The 17,111-nt window shown below is 59.8% G+C and carries 16 protein-coding genes; 8 read left to right on the top strand and 8 right to left on the bottom strand.

The annotated features are described in order from the left end of the window. The first annotated feature begins 39 nt into the window (after positions 1-39). The 5 genes from glyQ to VF716_RS09095 are packed head-to-tail and all read left to right on the top strand — an operon-like array spanning position 40 to position 5,749. A complete protein-coding gene (gene glyQ / locus VF716_RS09115) occupies positions 40-987 on the top strand; it encodes a glycine--tRNA ligase subunit alpha (RefSeq protein WP_003284253.1) in 948 nt (315 codons plus the stop codon). After that, on the top strand, positions 984-3,038 hold the full coding sequence (glyS, locus tag VF716_RS09110) for a glycine--tRNA ligase subunit beta (protein ID WP_440552541.1): 2,055 nt from the start codon (positions 984-986) through the stop codon (positions 3,036-3,038). The genes glyQ and glyS overlap by 4 nt, the downstream gene beginning before the upstream one ends. Positions 3,039-3,042: 4 nt before the next feature. Then, positions 3,043-3,585 (top strand): D-glycero-beta-D-manno-heptose 1,7-bisphosphate 7-phosphatase, encoded by a 543-nt coding sequence (gene gmhB, locus VF716_RS09105; RefSeq protein WP_440552674.1) that lies wholly within the window; start codon positions 3,043-3,045, stop codon positions 3,583-3,585. Next, positions 3,582-4,331, top strand: a complete 750-nt coding sequence (locus tag VF716_RS09100; protein WP_106442579.1) for a lysophospholipid acyltransferase family protein — start codon at positions 3,582-3,584, stop codon at positions 4,329-4,331. The genes gmhB and VF716_RS09100 overlap by 4 nt, the downstream gene beginning before the upstream one ends. A 47-nt stretch (positions 4,332-4,378) precedes the next feature. Beyond that, complete coding sequence (locus VF716_RS09095; protein WP_014595308.1) at positions 4,379-5,749, top strand: GGDEF domain-containing protein; 1,371 nt, start codon at positions 4,379-4,381, stop codon at positions 5,747-5,749. A gap of 73 nt (positions 5,750-5,822) precedes the next feature. On the opposite strand, the gene ahpF is transcribed toward VF716_RS09095, so the two are convergent. The 6 genes from ahpF to VF716_RS09065 form a co-directional block, all read right to left on the bottom strand. Next, positions 5,823-7,385, bottom strand: a complete 1,563-nt coding sequence (gene ahpF, locus VF716_RS09090) for an alkyl hydroperoxide reductase subunit F (RefSeq protein ID WP_279640683.1) — start codon at positions 7,383-7,385, stop codon at positions 5,823-5,825. A 535-nt stretch (positions 7,386-7,920) separates the two neighbouring features. Continuing rightward, positions 7,921-10,308, bottom strand: a complete 2,388-nt coding sequence (locus VF716_RS09085; RefSeq protein ID WP_020308336.1) for a TOTE conflict system archaeo-eukaryotic primase domain-containing protein — start codon at positions 10,306-10,308, stop codon at positions 7,921-7,923. 44 nt (positions 10,309-10,352) lie between these two features. Then, positions 10,353-10,640 (bottom strand): type II toxin-antitoxin system RelE family toxin, encoded by a 288-nt coding sequence (locus VF716_RS09080; RefSeq protein WP_014818489.1) that lies wholly within the window; start codon positions 10,638-10,640, stop codon positions 10,353-10,355. Next, positions 10,630-10,869, bottom strand: coding sequence for a type II toxin-antitoxin system RelB/DinJ family antitoxin (locus VF716_RS09075; RefSeq protein ID WP_003284884.1), 240 nt, complete (start codon positions 10,867-10,869; stop codon positions 10,630-10,632). Before VF716_RS09075 ends, VF716_RS09080 begins: the two co-directional genes overlap by 11 nt. Positions 10,870-11,324: 455 nt before the next feature. Beyond that, the gene (locus VF716_RS09070; RefSeq protein WP_014818488.1) at positions 11,325-12,119 is read right to left on the bottom strand and encodes an NYN domain-containing protein; all 795 of its coding nucleotides are present in this window, start codon (positions 12,117-12,119) and stop codon (positions 11,325-11,327) included. Continuing rightward, positions 12,116-12,310 (bottom strand): hypothetical protein, encoded by a 195-nt coding sequence (locus VF716_RS09065; protein ID WP_193748144.1) that lies wholly within the window; start codon positions 12,308-12,310, stop codon positions 12,116-12,118. The genes VF716_RS09070 and VF716_RS09065 overlap by 4 nt, the downstream gene beginning before the upstream one ends. A gap of 72 nt (positions 12,311-12,382) precedes the next feature. Here VF716_RS09065 and VF716_RS09060 point away from each other — a divergent pair, with 72 nt between their 5' ends. From VF716_RS09060 to VF716_RS09050, 3 genes are all read left to right on the top strand, one after another. Beyond that, a complete protein-coding gene (locus VF716_RS09060; protein ID WP_020308339.1) occupies positions 12,383-12,745 on the top strand; it encodes a histone-like nucleoid-structuring protein, MvaT/MvaU family in 363 nt (120 codons plus the stop codon). Between the two features lie 107 nt (positions 12,746-12,852). Beyond that, positions 12,853-13,020 carry a hypothetical protein gene (locus VF716_RS09055; RefSeq protein WP_170915849.1) on the top strand — a complete coding sequence of 56 codons (168 nt, stop codon included), beginning with the start codon at positions 12,853-12,855 and terminating at the stop codon, positions 13,018-13,020. Positions 13,021-13,101: 81 nt separating this feature from the next. Next, on the top strand, positions 13,102-13,404 hold the full coding sequence (locus tag VF716_RS09050) for a hypothetical protein (RefSeq protein ID WP_020308341.1): 303 nt from the start codon (positions 13,102-13,104) through the stop codon (positions 13,402-13,404). A 67-nt stretch (positions 13,405-13,471) separates the two neighbouring features. On the opposite strand, the gene VF716_RS09045 is transcribed toward VF716_RS09050, so the two are convergent. Then, positions 13,472-16,312 (bottom strand): ATP-binding protein, encoded by a 2,841-nt coding sequence (locus VF716_RS09045; RefSeq protein ID WP_279640682.1) that lies wholly within the window; start codon positions 16,310-16,312, stop codon positions 13,472-13,474. A 136-nt stretch (positions 16,313-16,448) separates the two neighbouring features. After that, positions 16,449-17,105 (bottom strand): AbiU2 domain-containing protein, encoded by a 657-nt coding sequence (locus VF716_RS09040; protein ID WP_213918361.1) that lies wholly within the window; start codon positions 17,103-17,105, stop codon positions 16,449-16,451. Between the last annotated feature and the right edge of the window lie 6 nt (positions 17,106-17,111).

Below are 17,111 nucleotides of genomic sequence, written 5' to 3'. Positions count from 1 at the left end.
CTTCGAGGCTTTCTGTCGAAGCCCAGCACAGGTGAAATTTTGAGCCAGACTACGCCTGCCGTGCGCACCTTCCAAGACCTGATCCTCGCCCTGCAAAGCTACTGGGCCGAGCAGGGTTGCGTGGTCCTGCAGCCCTATGACATGGAAATGGGCGCCGGTACATTCCACACCGCCACCTTCCTGCGCGCCATCGGTCCCGAGACCTGGAACGCCGCCTACGTCCAGCCTTCGCGCCGCCCGGCCGACGGCCGTTACGGCGAGAACCCCAACCGCCTGCAGCACTACTACCAGTTCCAGGTCGTGCTCAAGCCCAACCCGGACAACATCCAGGACCTGTACCTGGAGTCGCTGCGCCGCATCGGCGTCGACACCTCGGTGCACGACGTGCGCTTCGTGGAGGACAACTGGGAATCGCCGACCCTCGGCGCCTGGGGTCTGGGCTGGGAAGTCTGGCTCAACGGCATGGAAGTCACCCAGTTCACCTACTTCCAGCAGGTCGGCGGCGTCGAGTGCTACCCGGTCACCGGTGAAATCACCTATGGCCTCGAGCGCCTGGCCATGTACCTGCAGGGTGTCGACTCGGTCTACGACCTGATCTGGGCCGACGGTCCGTTCGGCACCGTGACCTATGGCGATGTGTTCCACCAGAACGAGGTGGAGCAGTCGACCTACAACTTCGAGCACGCCAATGTGCCGAAGCTGTTCGAACTCTTCGATTTCTACGAGAGCGAAGCCAACCGGCTGATGGCCGCCGAGCTGCCGCTGCCGGCCTACGAGATGGTGGTCAAGGCCTCGCACACCTTCAACCTGCTCGATGCCCGTCGCGCCATTTCGGTCACCGCGCGCCAGCAGTACATCCTGCGCGTGCGCAGCCTGGCCCGTTCGATCGCCCAGAGCTACCTGCTGGCCCGCGCCAAACTCGGCTTCCCCATGGCCACCCCCGAACTGCGTGACGAAGTGCTGGCCAAGCTGGAGGCTGCAGAATGAGTGCACTGGATTTCCTCGTCGAACTGGGTACCGAAGAACTGCCACCGAAGGCGCTCGCCAAGCTGGCCGAAGCCTTCTGCGCCGGTATCGAGAAGGGCCTGAAGGACGCCGGCCTGGGCTTTGCCAAGGCCCAGGCCTACGCCGCACCGCGTCGCCTGGCCGTGCTGGTCGAGCAGCTGGCCACCCAGCAGCCGGACCGCAGCATCAACCTCGACGGCCCGCCGATGCAGGCCGCCTTCGACGCCCACGGTGAGCCGACCCAGGCTGCCCTGGGTTTCGCCCGCAAGTGTGGCGTGGATCTGGCCGAGATCGATCGCAGCGGGCCGAAGCTCAAGTTCAGCCGCACCATCGAGGGCCAGCCTGCCGCCCAGCTGCTGCCAGGCATCGTCGAGGCCTCGCTGAACGATCTGCCGATCCCCAAGCGCATGCGCTGGGCTGCACGCAAGGAAGAGTTCGTCCGCCCGACCCAGTGGTTGGTGATGCTGTTCGGTGAGCAGGTGATCGATTGCGAGATCCTCGCCCAGCGCGCCGGTCGCGAATCCCGCGGCCACCGCTTCCATAGCCCAGGTCAGGTGCACATTTCCAAGCCGTCCAGCTATCTGGAAGACCTGCGTGGCGCCCATGTGATCGCCGACTTCGCCGAGCGTCGTGAACTGATTGCCAAGCGCGTCGAGCAGCTGGCTGCCGAGCAGAACGGCACGGCCATCGTGCCGTCGGCGCTGCTCGATGAAGTGACCGCGCTGGTCGAGTGGCCGGTGCCGCTGGTCTGCTCGTTCGAGGAACGCTTCCTCGAAGTGCCTCAGGAAGCGCTGATCACCACCATGCAGGACAACCAGAAGTACTTCTGCCTGCTGGACGCCAACGGCAAGCTGCTGCCGCGCTTCATCACCGTGGCCAACATCGAATCGAAGGACCCGGCGCAGATCGTCGCCGGCAACGAGAAGGTCGTGCGTCCGCGCCTGACCGACGCCGAGTTCTTCTTCAAGCAGGACAAGAAGCAGAAGCTCGACAGCTTCAACGATCGCCTGAAAAACGTGGTGTTCCAGGCCCAGCTCGGCACCGTGTATGACAAGGCCGAGCGCGTCTCGCGCCTGGCCGGGCTGATCGCCGAACGTACCGGTGGCGACAAGCAGCGCGCCGCGCGCGCCGGCCTGCTCTGCAAGTGCGACCTGGCCACCGAAATGGTTGGCGAGTTCCCGGAAATGCAAGGCATCGCCGGCTACTACTACGCGCTCAACGACGGTGAGCCGGAAGACGTGGCGCTGGCATTGAACGAGCAGTACATGCCGCGCGGCGCGGGCGGCGAACTGCCGAGCACACTCACTGGCGCGGCCGTGGCCGTGGCCGACAAGCTCGACACCCTGGTCGGGATCTTCGGTATCGGCATGCTACCGACCGGCTCCAAGGACCCCTACGCCCTGCGCCGTGCCGCCCTCGGCGTGCTGCGCATCCTCATCGAGAAGCAACTGGATCTGGATTTGGTCGAAGCGGTGAACTTCGCCATTGGCCAGTTCGGTACGCAGGTCAAGTCAGCCGGGCTCGCCGATCAGGTGCTGGAGTTCATCTTCGACCGCCTGCGTGCGCGCTACGAGGACGAGGGTGTCGACGTTGCTGCCTACCTCTCGGTGCGTGCCGTGCAGCCCGGTTCGGCGCTGGACTTCGATCAGCGCGTGCAGGCGGTGCAGGCCTTCCGCACATTGCCGGAAGCCGAGGCGCTGGCCGCGGCGAACAAGCGCGTCTCCAACCTGCTGGCCAAGTTCGAGGCCAAGCTGCCGGAAGCGGTCGAGCCGCGCTGGTTCGACAACGCCACCGAGTTCTCGCTGTATTCGGCGATCCAGCAGGCCGAACAGGCCGTGCAGCCGCTGGCCGCCGCACGCCAGTACCGTGAGGCTCTGGAGCGTCTGGCGCACCTGCGTGGTCCGGTGGATGCCTTCTTCGAGGCGGTGCTGGTGAACGCCGAAGACGCTTCGGTACGCGCCAACCGTTACGCCTTGCTGGCCCGGCTGAGAGGATTGTTCCTTGGCGTTGCCGATATTTCCGCACTTGGCTAAGCCCGTGAAGCTGATCGTGCTGGACCGCGACGGAGTGATCAACGAGGACTCCGACGAGTACGTCAAGTCGGTGGACGAGTGGATTCCCATCCCGGGCTCGCTGCAGGCGATCGCACGGCTGTGCAAGGCCGGCTGGACGGTGGCGGTGGCCACCAACCAGTCCGGCGTGTCGCGCGGCAAGTTCGACCTGAGCACCCTCGGCGACATGCATTTCAAGATGCAGCAGCTGGTGATGGGGCAGGGCGGGCGCATCGACCTGATCGTGCATTGCCCGCACGGCCCGGACGATGGTTGCGACTGCCGCAAGCCCAAGCCCGGGATGTTTCGCACCATCGCCGAGCACTTCGGCCTGGCCGATCTCAAGGGCGTTCCGGTGGTGGGTGACAGCCATCGCGATCTGCATGCCGGCATGCTGCTGGGCGGCGTCCCCTACCTGGTCAGGACCGGCAAGGGCCTGCGCACTCTGGAAGGTACGCTGCCGCCGGGTACGCAGGTATTCGATGACCTGGCCGCCGTAGTCGATCATCTACTCGAGAGTTCTCGATGAGCCTCCTGTTTCCCCTCCGCATCGTGCTGTTCTATTTCCTGCTGGCCTTCACCGCCTTCGTCTGGTGCCTGGTGAGTCTGGTGTTCGCGCCCTTCATGGCGTTTCGCGCCCGCTATCGCTTCGTGGTGCAGAACTGGTGCCGCTGCGCCATCTGGCTGGGCAAGACGCTGGTCGGCCTGCGCTACGAAGTGCATGGAGCGGAGAACGTACCGGCGCGTCCCTGCGTGATCCTGGCCAAGCACCAGAGCACCTGGGAGACCTTCTTTCTTTCGGCCTACTTCGAGCCGCTGACCCAGGTGCTCAAGCGCGAGTTGCTGCGGGTGCCGTTCTTCGGCTGGGCGATCATGCTGCTCAAGCCCATCGCCATCGACCGCGACAACCCAAAGGCGGCGCTGCGCCAGGTCGCCAAGCAGGGTCACGAGCGACTGGAGCAGGGCGCCTGGGTGCTGATCTTTCCGGAAGGTACCCGTGTACCGGTCGGCCAGCCGGCCAAGTTCTCCCGCAGCGGCGCGGCGCTGGCAGTCAATGCCGGACTGCCGGTGCTGCCGATCGCCCACAACGCCGGCTTGTTCTGGCCCAAGGCAGGGTGGGGCAAGCGCCCCGGCACCATCCAGGTGGTCATCGGCCCGCCGATGATGGCCGAGAGCGAAGGCCCGCGCGCTGTCGCCGAACTCAACCAGCGCGCCGAAGACTGGGTCAACGCGCAAGTCAGTCAGCTCGAAGTAGAGGGTCGTCCGACCCACTGATCAACGCCGGGGCCGGCAGGGACGCCCGCCCAACCTAGCGAGTCCCTATGCAGCAAATACCCAACCATCAGCTGGTCGCCGAGTGGCTGCGCCTGCTGGACGGCTATCCGGCCGAAGCCGCCGCCGCTCTGCAGGCGGTGACCGCCGAGAAGAGCCAGGAACTGGCCGAGCACTTCTATTCGCAGATGCTCGCCGATCCCCATTCGGCCAGCTTCCTGTCCCACGATCAGGTGAAGAACCGCCTCGGCAAATCGATGCAGAAGTGGATCGTGACGGTCTGTTCATCGACGGCCCACAGCGACCTTAATGCCGTGATCGACCTGCAGCGCAAGGTCGGCGACATCCACGCGCGTATCGAGATACCGGTCAGCCTGGTGCTGCGCGGCTCCCGCTCGCTCAAGGGTCGCCTGCGCCAGTTGCTGGAACAACGCGAGCTCGCCGAGCCGATCAGGCGCAAGGCCGCGCGCATGGGGGCCGACCTGATCGACCTGGCGGTGGAGATCATCTGCTTCGCCTATTCCCAGTCCCATGACCGCAACTCGCGAGCCGAGGAAGCCTATCGGCTGTTCTCCGTGTCGCAGAACATCGGTGTCGAGAAGGAGCGCCAGCGCGCGGCACTGCTGGACTGGGAGAACCAGCTGATGTTCGACCTGGCCATCGGCAACCTCACCGGCACGCTGCCGCAGCTGGCCGGCTCCGAGTTCGGCCTGTGGTTCCGCCACAAGGCTTCCCATGCCTTCCAGGGCTCGCCGGAGAGCGCGAGCATCCTCGACTACATCACGCAGATCGATGAAGAGCTCAAGGTCATCGCCACGCTGGACGATGCCGCCGGACGCCTGGGCAAGCTGCATCAGATCCGCGAGCAGACGCGCTCGATCAAGTTTCTGCTCGACAGCCTGTTCGAGCAGGCCAACGATCTGGAGGCTGGCCGTGATGTCCTGACGCGTCTGCTCAATCGAAAATTCCTGCCGGTGGTGATGGCCAAGGAAGTGCTCTACGCGCGCCAGTCGAACAACACCTTCGGTGTGCTCGCCATCGATGTCGATCACTTCAAACGGATCAACGACACCCATGGCCACGACGCCGGCGACCAGATTCTTCAGCAGGTCGGCGCGCTTCTGGCGAGCAACACCCGCGGCGGCGACTATGCGTTCCGCCTGGGGGGCGAAGAGTTCCTGCTGGTGCTGGTGGACATCGATACCAACAAGGCGCTGGCGGCTGCCGAGAAACTGCGCGAACGCATCGCCCGCGAGCACTTCCGCCTGTCCAGCGGCGAGGTGCTGCAGGTGACGGTCAGCATCGGTATGGCGGTGCACGACGGTCACCCCGACTACGAACGCCTACTGCAACAGGCCGACCAGGCGCTCTATCAGGCCAAGCACGGCGGGCGCAATCGCTGCGTGCTATACGCCGGCTGAAGCAACGCCGACCGTGAACGCGAAAAAGGGGAGCAACCTCAGGGTTGCTCCCCTTTTTGTTTGCCGAGCCCGATCAGGCCGGCGCGGAGGTGCGGATCAGGTGATCGAAGGCACTCAGCGAGGCCTTGGCGCCTTCGCCGACGGCGATCACGATCTGCTTGTACGGCACCGTGGTCACGTCACCGGCGGCGAACACACCGGGGATGCTGGTCTGGCCCTTGGCGTCGACGATGATCTCGCCGAAACGCGACAGCTCCAGGGTGCCCTTGAGCCATTCGCTGTTGGGCAGCAGGCCGATCTGCACGAAGATGCCTTCCAGCTCGACGCTGTGCATTTCTTCGCTGCTGCGGTCCTTGTAGACCAGGCCGGTGACCTTCTGGCCGTCGCCCTTGACCTCGGTGGTCTGCGCCATCTTCAGCACGCGGACGTTGGGCAGGCTGTTGAGCTTGCGCTGCAGCACGGCGTCGGCACGCAGGTCTTCGCCGAACTCGAGCAGGGTCACGTGGGCGACGATGCCGGCCAGGTCGATGGCCGCTTCCACGCCGGAGTTGCCACCGCCGATCACCGCCACGCGCTTGCCCTTGAACAGCGGGCCGTCGCAGTGCGGGCAGTAGGCGACGCCACGGCCGCGGTATTCCTGCTCGCCCGGCACGTTCATTTCGCGCCAGCGCGCGCCGGTGGCGAGGATCAGGGTCTTGGCCTTGAGCTCGCCGCCATTGTCGAACCTGACGCGGTGCAGGCCGTCTTCGCCGGCCGGGATCAGCTGGCTGGCGCGCTGCAGGTTCATGATGTCGACCTCGTACTCGCGCACGTGCTCTTCCAGCGCGCGGGCCAGTTTCGGGCCTTCGGTTTCCTTCACCGAGATGAAGTTCTCGATGGCCATGGTGTCCAGCACCTGACCGCCGAAGCGCTCGGCCGCGACGCCGGTGCGGATGCCCTTGCGCGCGGCGTAGATGGCCGCTGCGGCGCCGGCCGGGCCGCCGCCCACCACCAGCACGTCGAAGGCGTCCTTGGCCTTGAGCTTCTCGGCATCACGGGCGCTGGAACCGGTGTCGAGCTTGGCGAGGATCTCTTGCTCGCTCATGCGGCCCTGGGTGAACAGCTCGCCGTTGAGGTAGATGCTCGGCACCGACATGATCTGCCGCGCTTCGACTTCGTCCTGGAACAGCGCGCCGTCGATGGCCACGTGCTTGATGTTCGGGTTGAGCACGGCCATCAGGTTCAGCGCCTGGACCACGTCCGGGCAGTTCTGGCAGGACAGCGAGAAGTAGGTTTCGAAGCGGTAGTCGCCGTCGAGTGCCTTGATCTGCTCAATGACTTCCGGTGCGGTCTTCGACGGGTGCCCGCCGACCTGCAGCAGGGCCAGCACCAGCGAGGTGAATTCGTGGCCCATGGGGATGCCGGCGAAACGCAGGCTGATGTTGCCGCCGATGCGGTTGAGCGAGAACGACGGCTTGCGCGCATCGTCGCCGTCGGTCTTCAAGGTGATCTTGTCGCTGAGGCCAGCGATGTCCTGCAGCAGGCTCAGCAGCTCCCGGGATTTCTCGCCGTCATCGAGGGACGCGACGATCTCGAAGGGCTGGGTGACCTTCTCCAGGTAGGCTTTCAACTGGGTCTTGAGATTGGAATCCAACATTGGCGACATACCCCGTCAAAGTGTATTAGCCCTTAGGGCTCTTAAGATGAATGACTCGAATGAGGCAAACTCTACTCCGCAGTAGGTATATTCCGAAATTGATTAAAACAGTCGCGCCGATTCGATCTGTCTATGCTGAAAACGAAAACCCCGGCCGAGGCCGGGGTTCCTTTTGCATCACACTGGATCTACACGCACCGCATGTCGAGGGGCGACAAAGGTGTCATTCACCGCTCTATATAAATCAATAACTTACACGCGAAATGGGCACAATTATTGGCATGATTGAGCCACATTAAATGACATTTTCTGTCGAAATGACCGCAATTAGTGTCATTTTCCGCAAGCCCCTGAATCGAGCCGCGTGCAGCACTACATTTCGGTAAGACAGCCGACGTGGTGGAGGCAGGCCTCAAGCCACGGCTTGGATTGACAACCTGTCAATGCAGCCCAGATTACGGCGAATCCACCGCATAGGAAACAGCCACTTTCCACCTCCGACGGACGGAAAGCTTGGTGGCGGTTTAAGGGCTCATTAGCCCTTTGCCAACAGCTCCATTGAGCTGGACGAATCAGCAAATCGATAGCCCATCGCCTTGTAACCCGCTTGGCGCTTGCTCCACATACGCAGCAAAGCAGGATGTCCGGCATCAATGAAGTCGATGATGCGCACATCAGCCTTACTCGCATGTTCCCGGTGCAGGCGGCCCGCATACTGCTGGAGAGTGCCCTTCCAGGAAACCGGCATGGCCAATACCAAAGTATCCAATGCCGGATGGTCGAACCCCTCTCCGACCAGTTTCCCAGTCGCCAGGATCACCCGTGGTGCATCGGGTGGCAGTGCTTCCAACTCGCCGATTAGGGCAGTGCGCTGCTTCTTGGACAACCGCCCATGCAGCGTAAATAGATTCTCGACCCGGCCAACCAGCTGCTCCTCAATGGCACTGAGGTGATCCGTTCGCTCTGTCAGCACCAGGATCTTCCGGCCTTGGTCAAAAGCCTCTCCGACCTCGACAACAACCTTGGCTGTTCGCTCCGTGTCGTTGCACACCTGCAAGAAAACATCCTGGATGCCTGCTCCTTCAGGCATGACGATTGGTCGTGACAACCACTGAGGAGTCACGGCCAAATCAGTAGGAGCACTCTCGGGCCGGCTCGCGGTATGCCGAATGGGCCCGCACTGCATGAAGATAATCGGCTGCTTACCATCACGACGTATGGGTGTAGCAGTCAGCCCCACCACATATTTAGCCCCAGTAGCCTTGAGGAGGGCCTCGAACGAAAAGGCTGACAGGTGGTGGCACTCATCTACGATGATTAGCCCGTAGTTTTTCACCTGCTCGCTGACTTCGCCCTGCCGCGACAAGGACTGCATTACGGCAATATCGATGATGCCTGTCGGCTTGGTCTTACCACCGCCGATGGTGCCGACTTTCGTTTTGTCTGCACCCAGAAACGCCTGCAACCGCTCCTTCCACTGCTGGAGCAACTCCGTCCGGTGCACCAGCACCAGCGTGTTCACACCACGCCGGGCAATCAGCGCGGCAGCCGTGACGGTTTTTCCAAAAGCAGTGGGCGCACAGAGGACGCCGGTGTCGTGCGCCAACATGCCTTCGAGAGCAGCCTCTTGATCCGGGCGTAGCGTGCCCGCAAAGTGGACATCGATGGGCTCTCCAGCGAAGCGCTCATCGTGCAGCACCAGCTCAATCCCGTTGTCATGCAGCAATGCCCGCACGTCATCCAGGCAGCCACGGGGCAAGGCAATATGCTGGGGAAAGTTTTCCGCGCAACCAATGATCCGGGGCTTGTTCCACACAGGCAGACGCATGGCCTGTGCCTTGTAGAATTCGGGGTTCTGAAAGGCCGCCAAGCGGATGAGCTTGTTGACCAATGGCTGGGGCAGTTCGGACTTGTCGAAATAGATCTGGTTGGCCAGGGTAACGTTCACTGACTCGGGTAACGGACAAGCCAACTTCTGAGTCTTTTCCGCTGTGCGCTGCCAGGGTTTCGACTCCTCGTCATCCGCTACTGCGGTGACATCCAACGGATGCCGACCTCCAGTGGCCAGCAGGGTTTTCGGCGCAATATCCTGCACGGGCATAGGCTGAATGCTGGCCAGAAATGCCCATTGGTCGGGATAGGCCACCAACGTCTCATCGGCAAAAACACTGCCGTTGAGCGCGCGAGCTCGCTTCTGCAAGGGCAAGGCAATCAAGTTACCAAAGCCGCCTTTGGGCATGCTGTCCTGATTTGGAAACAGTCGGTCATACGAGCTCAGCGTCAGTTGCCGGGTGCGCTCGCAGGTATGACTGATGATCGCGGAGCCGAGCAGGCGCGCCTCATAGGCGGGGACATTACGCTCGAAGAAAATCCAGGCATGCGCCCCGTTACCGGAGCGGGAAATCTCCAGGGCCACCGGCACACCCAACTCGCGGCAAGACTGAGCGAACGCCATGACATCCGCGCGCCAATCGGCCTCGTCAAAATCCACTGCCAGGAAGTAGCAGGTGTCGTCTGGCAGCAACGGGTAAACGCCGATAACAATCTCTCCCGCCAGATGCTTGTAGAGCACCTGATCAGTCAGCGGCAGGAGTTGGCGGAACGAGCAGTCTCCGCACTTGATCCGTGGCTTCTCACACACGCCTGGACGCCATTCATTGGCGCACGCCGGTGAGTAGCCCGATTTACCGGCCTTGCTTTCCCAGCGCACGGGAAACACATCGGCACGGCCCCGAAACAGTCGCCTGAACAACGCCAACTTGGCATCCGTGTCGAGACTCGAACTTATCAGTGGAGGCGGGCTAGTCGGTTCAACTAGCGGCGGCTCGTCAGGCAAGCGCCACTCAACACCATGCGCGTCCAACAGCGCGATCAATCGCGCATTTTCGGCCCGTAGATGCTCAAGCAGATCATCACCACTCATCGTGCCGAGACCACCTTTCAGTCATAGGGGAACAGCTGAGCCCACTATTTAAGACGCTCGGCTGCCTTGCGATAGGCCTGCTCGCGCTCACGGCGATCAACCGCGACCACAAACACCACCACCTCGTGGTCAAGCACCTGGTACACCAGGCGATAACCACTGCTGCGCAGCTTGATCTTGTAGCAGTCCGGCAGCGAATGGAGCCGATTGGCTTCAATGCGCGGATTCAGCAACACCTCAGCGAGCTTTTTCTTCAGCTGCTGGCGAACGGTATCACCCAGTTTTTGCCATTCCTTCAGTGCCCGCGCATCAAACTCAAGGCTATAGATCATCCAACGCAACCTTCACGCGCTGCGGAGCGGCCAGGCGTTCACGAACCGTAGCGATTAACGCTTCATCTTCCTCGGTCATCAGCACCGGGCGAAATGGCAGCTGTCCGCGCTCGGCTACATACTGCAAGGCCTGGCGCATCAGCTCAGAGGGGGTGACGCCAAGCTTTTCCAGCTCCTGATAAGCACGCGCCTTAAGCTCGTCGTCGATGCGGATATTGATGGACGCCATGGTGCGGCCCTCACTGTAATGACATTCGTATTTACAGTGACAGGGTAGCCGTCGTTTGGCAAGCGGGTTGGCACCCCCGCCAGTAACACACCGACCAAGTGCCTCCTGACTGCGGCACCACACCCCAGGTGCCCGGTAGCCACATAATGCTGAAGTGGTCGCCAGCACCCTGTCCGCAGCGGGGCACTATTGAACATAGCGCCCGTTATACGCACCCCACATGCCCGACCCATTTTTCAGGAAACAAAAAACCCGCCGAAGCGGGTTCTTTCCTGACCATCCAACATCCTGTCGATGCGTCCTAGCAATGGCCAATCATCCTTGATGCCGAGCACATCCGTTGCTCAGTGGATGGGGCCAGATTAGTGCTCACAAGGCCATGCAGGAAGCGGCCAACAACGTCAGGCCATGTAAGCCATTCGCTATAGCAGCTATATGTGGTCTCAGCGAAAAGGTTAGGCCACTGAAGTAGCAGATCGCCTCTTGTACCTAATCTGAGGGTGATTGTTAACTCGCTTCATCTCGAAAAGATCGATGGCCGCAAAAAGGTCTACCAAACGTGGATAACCGTAGTTCCGGGCATCGAACGAAGCCTGATTACCGATCCGACTACCCACCGTTGCCAAAGAGGCCCAGCCATCTTCGCTCTCTGCATATGCGACCGCGTTGCGAAGCAGATTCATTAGCTTGGTATCACCTTTGAGTTCCTTGCAGGTTTTTCTCTCGGGAGCAGGCACGAGCCCTGAGTCTTCAACTGCCAAGCTTTTTTCCAGATGCGTGATCAGAGCACCGACCTGGTCATCCGTCAGCTCTGGTTGATCAACATACAGAAATCGTGAGCACGCATTCACGAAAGGCTCAGGCGTTTTGCGTTCACCAAAACCCACGACCTGCTTGCCTTCGGCCCGCAGTCGCATGACTAGTGGGGTGAAATCGCAGTCGGACGAAACCAAGCAGAAGACATCGACGGGCTTATTGAACAGCACATCCATGGCATCAACAGCCATGGCCATGTCCGTCGCGTTCTTACCTTTAACCAGATCGAACTGCTGAATCGGCTGAATTGCATGCTCATGCAGCACTTTGCCCCATGGATCCAGGCATGGGTTCTTCCAGTTGCCATAGGCTCGGCGAATGGACACCGAACCGTAGGAAGCGAGCTCAGCGAGAACGTCCCCTATCTTGCGGCTTGGCGCATTGTCCGCATCAATGAACATGGCGACATTCAGGTTTTGCGGCTGAGCACTCATACGAAACTCCCTGTAGTTGAATCCATCATGCCGAAAGCGCCCTTACTACCAATACTGCGGAACAATTCAGCCGCCTGCTTCTTGGCCTCAGCCTCTTCAGCAGAACTGATGGGCTCCAGTTCTACGCCCTCATCCCCAGCGACATAGAGCGGGCCACCTTGATCATCGTCGTACGCTTGATCGGCGTACATCCCGCCGTCGTGGTAGGCCCTCATCGAGCTTTTCCGCAGGTCGCGACCGAGCATCTCTGATCGGGGGAATTTATGTCCAAACTCGCTGAATACCGCGCTCTCGAAAAATCCCTGCAAGAGCAACTGGCTCAACTTGATGCCTTGAAGAACGACGAAGCCCTGAAGCATGAGATGGCTTTCGAAGACAAACTGCGCAGCTTGATGGCCGAATACGGAAAATCCCTGAAGGACATCATCACGATCCTGGATCCACAAGCTCGCACCTCCCAGGCTAAACCGGTAACCACCAGCGGTCGCCGCGCTCGCCAAACCAAGGTCTATCGCAACCCCAACAACGGTGAGATCGTCGAGACCAAAGGCGGCAATCATAAGATCCTGAAACAGTGGAAAGAGCAGTACGGGGCTGAAGCTGTTGAAGGCTGGCTTCAACACTGATCTGCGGCTCCAGGGCCTACCTTAACCGAGATAGGCCCCACACAGTGCCACTAGGCGCTGCATACAGAATGACCTGTAAGGTCGTCTTTGTCTCGGGAAACCATTAAATGATCACCCTCGATCTCAACAGGAACGACGCAGAAGCACTCCTGCACCACTGCAAAGAATTCAAACCCCAGAGCGGCGACCAGCGCCATGACTCTCGGCTAGAGGATGCGCTGGCAGAGTTGGCTGAAGCTATTGAGGCCCACTTCGCTGAGGACAGCCGCACCTAGCCATCAAACCAGGAGCTGCTGATCTTTGTTTACCGTAAGCAGAATAAGCCCTGCCCCAGACTCGCCATTACCGCTATTCGAATGAAACTGCTCAACACCTACGACGACCGCGATGAAGCGGAAGCAGCCGCTGAACGGATCACCGGAGAAAAACGCCTGGCAAGTGAGCGCGACTCAACCGTCGTGATCTACAACCTGTTCGGCATGCCCACTTGGGGGAATTTCCACAGACTGGGAATGTACAACCTCGGTGAACTGAAGCTGCTGCTGGATCGACGCGCAGCCTGGCAACCTGCCGACCAGGCCCGACATGCTGAGATCATGAGTACGCTCAACATCGTGGCCAAGAACTTCCAGATCGAAATTCCTCCTCACTGGCTCTGATCCCTGATGCAAAAAGCCCCGCTGCTCACCGCAAACGGGGCTTTTCACTCTCTCAAGTTGGTGTGTCCTACTCGAACTCCGCCGAACTGAATTTCAAGACGTTGCAGTTCTCCTTAACGGCGCGCTGCAATCCATCATCGAAGCCAGCCTTGCTGGTCGCCTGAATCTCAACAGAGATCTTCACATCCACACCCAGCTTGGCGGTGAACTGCTGTACGACCTCGTCAACAAGCAGCGCAAAGTCCATTTTTGCCTTCACAGGATCTAAGCTGGTGGACGCATAGAACTGTGTGGCCAAGGCTTTGCTGATCTCTTCAACCGGATCATTTGAGCCACTGCTCCCGCCCTGTGGCTCAGGCTCAGCGCCACCATCTCCCTTCAAGTCCGGCTTATGAGCATCGCTCTCTTCCTGAGTTTTGCGTCTGGCCAGCTCAGCCTCTTCCTTCTCCTTCCGAAGCTTTTCGGCATAGGCAGCAGCTGTTGACGGTTCAATGATCTCGCAAGCATCCAGGGTAACCAGGGCGGACTTGGCGAAGACAAAGCCCAGGTAGCGATCACCATCCTTACCTTGGGCAACGCCGAAGAAATCACCGCTCTCCAAGCCAACACTCAAGGTGTTAAGAAATACAGTGCTGTCACGCAGTCGGGGGAGATACAAGTAGCAGCAACTCTTCTGCCACACCTCCTGAGCAACCACTTCCTTGGTCTCATCCTTCCAGAACCAAGTCTTCAACATGTTGGCGAGGTGGTAGGGCGCCCACTCGGTGATCAACAGCTCATTCTCTTTGAGCACCCGCTCAATTTCCTGAGTCAGGTTGGCTGCACCTGGATTGACCGGGAAATGCTCCCACTGAATGTCTGACAAACCACGACCTGCCACAGCTGTCTGGACGGGTGCCAGCAACCACTTATAGGTTTCGCGGATCATGCGCTTGAGCGCTTCCTTGGCCTGATCGAGGCTGGCTGTGGCGTTTCTCGCCATCAGGTTATCCAGGGTGATGCGGTTGTCCTTGTAGTCGTTGACGATGGACTCCCATGCCAACATGGTGCGCACCTGATCCTTCAGTCGGCTGACGTTGTCCTGTTCAGCGGCCAAGAAAATCAGTCGATTCTGCTTACCACGAGGCTGGTCGCCACGGTTCTTCAGGATCTCGCCGGCCTTCACAATGGCTTGGCTTGTACCACTTTTGCTGTACCCCGCATCCGGCGACAGCACCACCAAACGCAGCTGCCAGTCATCCGGTACATCCACGCTGTCGGTAAACACATGGATGCCACCAAACAACCCACCGGCAAAGCTCTCCTGGGCCCGCTTGCGAATAGCAGGGAAGACATCTTCCTTGTCCTTGTAGCGCTTCTTGCGCTCCTCCATTTCACGACGCAGGTTCGGGCGCGTATCGAACCAGTAGTGGTTATTGGAGTTGTTCAGGTAATGCAGCTTGTCCAGCAGGCTGCGCAGAGCATCCTTGAACAAACCAACCTGTTGACCTGGTTGTACAGTGCCCAGCATGATTCGCATCAGCTCGATACCACGCAGTACCTGACCTGAAGTAGTCGGAGCGCTACCAAGGAAAATGGTACGTGCAGTACGACGACAGGCTTGCACACTACCGAGGCGGGCATTGTGATTTTCGATAGCAACGGTCTCGGCGCGCGGGCCGTCGATATCACGCTCCATCACCGGATCCCAACCAGGCGGCAGGTAGTAGGTGACCTCGTTACGTGAATCAGGATCGGCCAACGGCAGACTGCCCGGCATGATCAGCGGATCGTTGTTACCGTCCTTCCACAAGCTGAAGATCATCTTGGCCATCATCTTCAGCACGCCACGGGTACGCTGGAAATTCTCCAGCGTTGACCAGTCCTCGTACAGGCGATCAAAGACTTCAGGGTGGATCGGGTAGGCGTGTAGCAGGCGCTCGTAGTAACGGCTTTCCTGAGTTTCCGCAGGGAACTCAGCGCTGTTCGCAATGTAGTAATCGGCGAACGTACGGCACACCTTCTCAGCGGCCAGGCGATCCGAGATATTGCTAAACAGCCTGCGCCGAACAATTTCGAAAGCTTCTTCTGTACCAACCGGCTTCCACAGGGCCTGTACACGACCGAAGTAATGGGACAGCGACTCCAGAGCACGAACACCACGCTGACTGCCCGCTTCTTTTTCTGACTCCGGCAGCGAAGCCAGCATCACCGCAGTGGGAACCGCTTTCAGGGCTTCAGTTAGTGCTTGGATGCAGCTCAAGTTGGAATCGAAGGTGCCACCGCTGAGAGCCTTACCTTCTTCGAACTGACGAATATAGGCCACCAGCTCGTCAACCAGGATGACGCAGGGGGAATGGAGCTTCAGCACCTGCTCTAGAACATCTTTACCTGGAGAGGTGCCGGACTGATCTGCATTGGCCACCAGTGCATAACCCTCCTCGCCGCCCAGCTGCCAAGCCAGATCACCCCACAGGGTGTGAACCTGAACGGAGCCATGCTGAACCGGCTGATTTGGCGAAGCCTTGATCCCATCGAGCACGGCAATACGTGCACGCGGCAATTCGCTAACCCCAGCCTTGTCGATAATATTGGGGATGCCAGGCATTTCACTGGCAGGCACCTTGCCGCTGGCCAAGTGATAAACCGCCAGCATGGTGTGGGTCTTACCGCCACCGAATGCGGTTTGCAGCTGAATGACGGGATCGCCACCTTTGCCCGCCAAGCGCTTAACCACAGAGTCCAGCAGCAACGCCATACCCTCGGTGATGAAGGTGCGCTCGAAGAACAGCGTCGGGTTCTGGTACTCGGGCGAAGCCGTACCGGTGTGCACTCGGGTGATGTCAGCAGCGAATTCAGCCTGAACGAACGTGCCTTTGCGCACATCTTCATGGGGCTCGGCGATCTCACGCCATGGTTTCAGAGTCATTCCTTTTATCCTCTACAGCCGAAGCATGTGACAACAGTCCGCTGCTCACATGCCTACAGACGCGCTCAAAGGCGCGGTGAAGTTGATTTTCCAGAACATATCGGGTTGTTCGCTGAGCAGACTGACCGAAGGGAGATTAACCATGCCTCACTTTCCCCCAGGCCTGCTGCAAACATTCATGTTCAGGCAGCAACTCGAAAAACTGCTCACCACCTAAGATCATATTGTTCAGTACGTTGACTTCGGCCTGCACGCACACTGTCAGGCCTTCATGCAGATAGCTTGTGTGGCGTAGCTTCGGATTTACAGCCTGTTGAAACGCCAGTAACCCATCTACCAGTTGCCTGAGCCCCCTGATGTCTTCAGCCGTCAGCGGAATGTTCACCGAGTGATCCACCGTAAGCTGCCGCACCAAGTCGTTATGGCTCAGGTACTTATCGCGAACCTGCTTGAGTCCAGAGCCATCCCAAACCCCGCGAACAGTCGCCTCATCAGCGCTCAAGTTCGACTCCAACGCAACCAAACGCGACAAACTCAGATTCTGCTGGTGACCGCCTTTCCCGCTCGATGCCGGATCCATCAAGCGGGCTACTCGCATCAACAACGACTCGACATAAACCGTCTGCGTCAATCCAAACAGTAATGGTGCATCCTGACCTAGCCTGCTCCAACCCTCACTGTGTGGCTGGAAATAAAGGCTGTTGGCGACCTCCCATACCACCTGGATACCGGTAATTTCCTTCGTGATGAGACTCCAGAGTTCATCGACTGTCACCTCATGTGCAGCAGCCATGTCTGA

Origin of the sequence: Stutzerimonas sp. Brlt_14 (genome assembly GCF_051948915.1) — a bacterium.
GTDB classification, from domain to species: Bacteria; Pseudomonadota; Gammaproteobacteria; order Pseudomonadales; family Pseudomonadaceae; genus Stutzerimonas; species Stutzerimonas stutzeri.
Note: the sequence above shows the minus strand (reverse complement) of the source record. Positions and strands in the feature narration are given on the sequence as shown.

What these genes read in the sequence shown, in the direction of transcription:
- glyS (WP_440552541.1), top strand. Translation starts at nt 984, where the DNA reads ATGAGTGCACTGGATTTCCTCGTCGAACTGGGTACCGAAGAACTGCCA.
- VF716_RS09100 (WP_106442579.1), top strand. Translation starts at nt 3,582, where the DNA reads ATGAGCCTCCTGTTTCCCCTCCGCATCGTGCTGTTCTATTTCCTGCTG.
- VF716_RS09095 (WP_014595308.1), top strand. Translation starts at nt 4,379, where the DNA reads ATGCAGCAAATACCCAACCATCAGCTGGTCGCCGAGTGGCTGCGCCTG.
- ahpF (WP_279640683.1), bottom strand. Translation starts at nt 7,385, where the DNA reads ATGTTGGATTCCAATCTCAAGACCCAGTTGAAAGCCTACCTGGAGAAG.
- VF716_RS09085 (WP_020308336.1), bottom strand. Translation starts at nt 10,308, where the DNA reads ATGAGTGGTGATGATCTGCTTGAGCATCTACGGGCCGAAAATGCGCGA.
- VF716_RS09080 (WP_014818489.1), bottom strand. Translation starts at nt 10,640, where the DNA reads ATGATCTATAGCCTTGAGTTTGATGCGCGGGCACTGAAGGAATGGCAA.
- VF716_RS09075 (WP_003284884.1), bottom strand. Translation starts at nt 10,869, where the DNA reads ATGGCGTCCATCAATATCCGCATCGACGACGAGCTTAAGGCGCGTGCT.
- VF716_RS09070 (WP_014818488.1), bottom strand. Translation starts at nt 12,119, where the DNA reads ATGAGTGCTCAGCCGCAAAACCTGAATGTCGCCATGTTCATTGATGCG.
- VF716_RS09065 (WP_193748144.1), bottom strand. Translation starts at nt 12,310, where the DNA reads ATGTACGCCGATCAAGCGTACGACGATGATCAAGGTGGCCCGCTCTAT.
- VF716_RS09060 (WP_020308339.1), top strand. Translation starts at nt 12,383, where the DNA reads ATGTCCAAACTCGCTGAATACCGCGCTCTCGAAAAATCCCTGCAAGAG.
- VF716_RS09055 (WP_170915849.1), top strand. Translation starts at nt 12,853, where the DNA reads ATGATCACCCTCGATCTCAACAGGAACGACGCAGAAGCACTCCTGCAC.
- VF716_RS09050 (WP_020308341.1), top strand. Translation starts at nt 13,102, where the DNA reads ATGAAACTGCTCAACACCTACGACGACCGCGATGAAGCGGAAGCAGCC.
- VF716_RS09045 (WP_279640682.1), bottom strand. Translation starts at nt 16,312, where the DNA reads ATGACTCTGAAACCATGGCGTGAGATCGCCGAGCCCCATGAAGATGTG.
- VF716_RS09040 (WP_213918361.1), bottom strand. Translation starts at nt 17,105, where the DNA reads ATGGCTGCTGCACATGAGGTGACAGTCGATGAACTCTGGAGTCTCATC.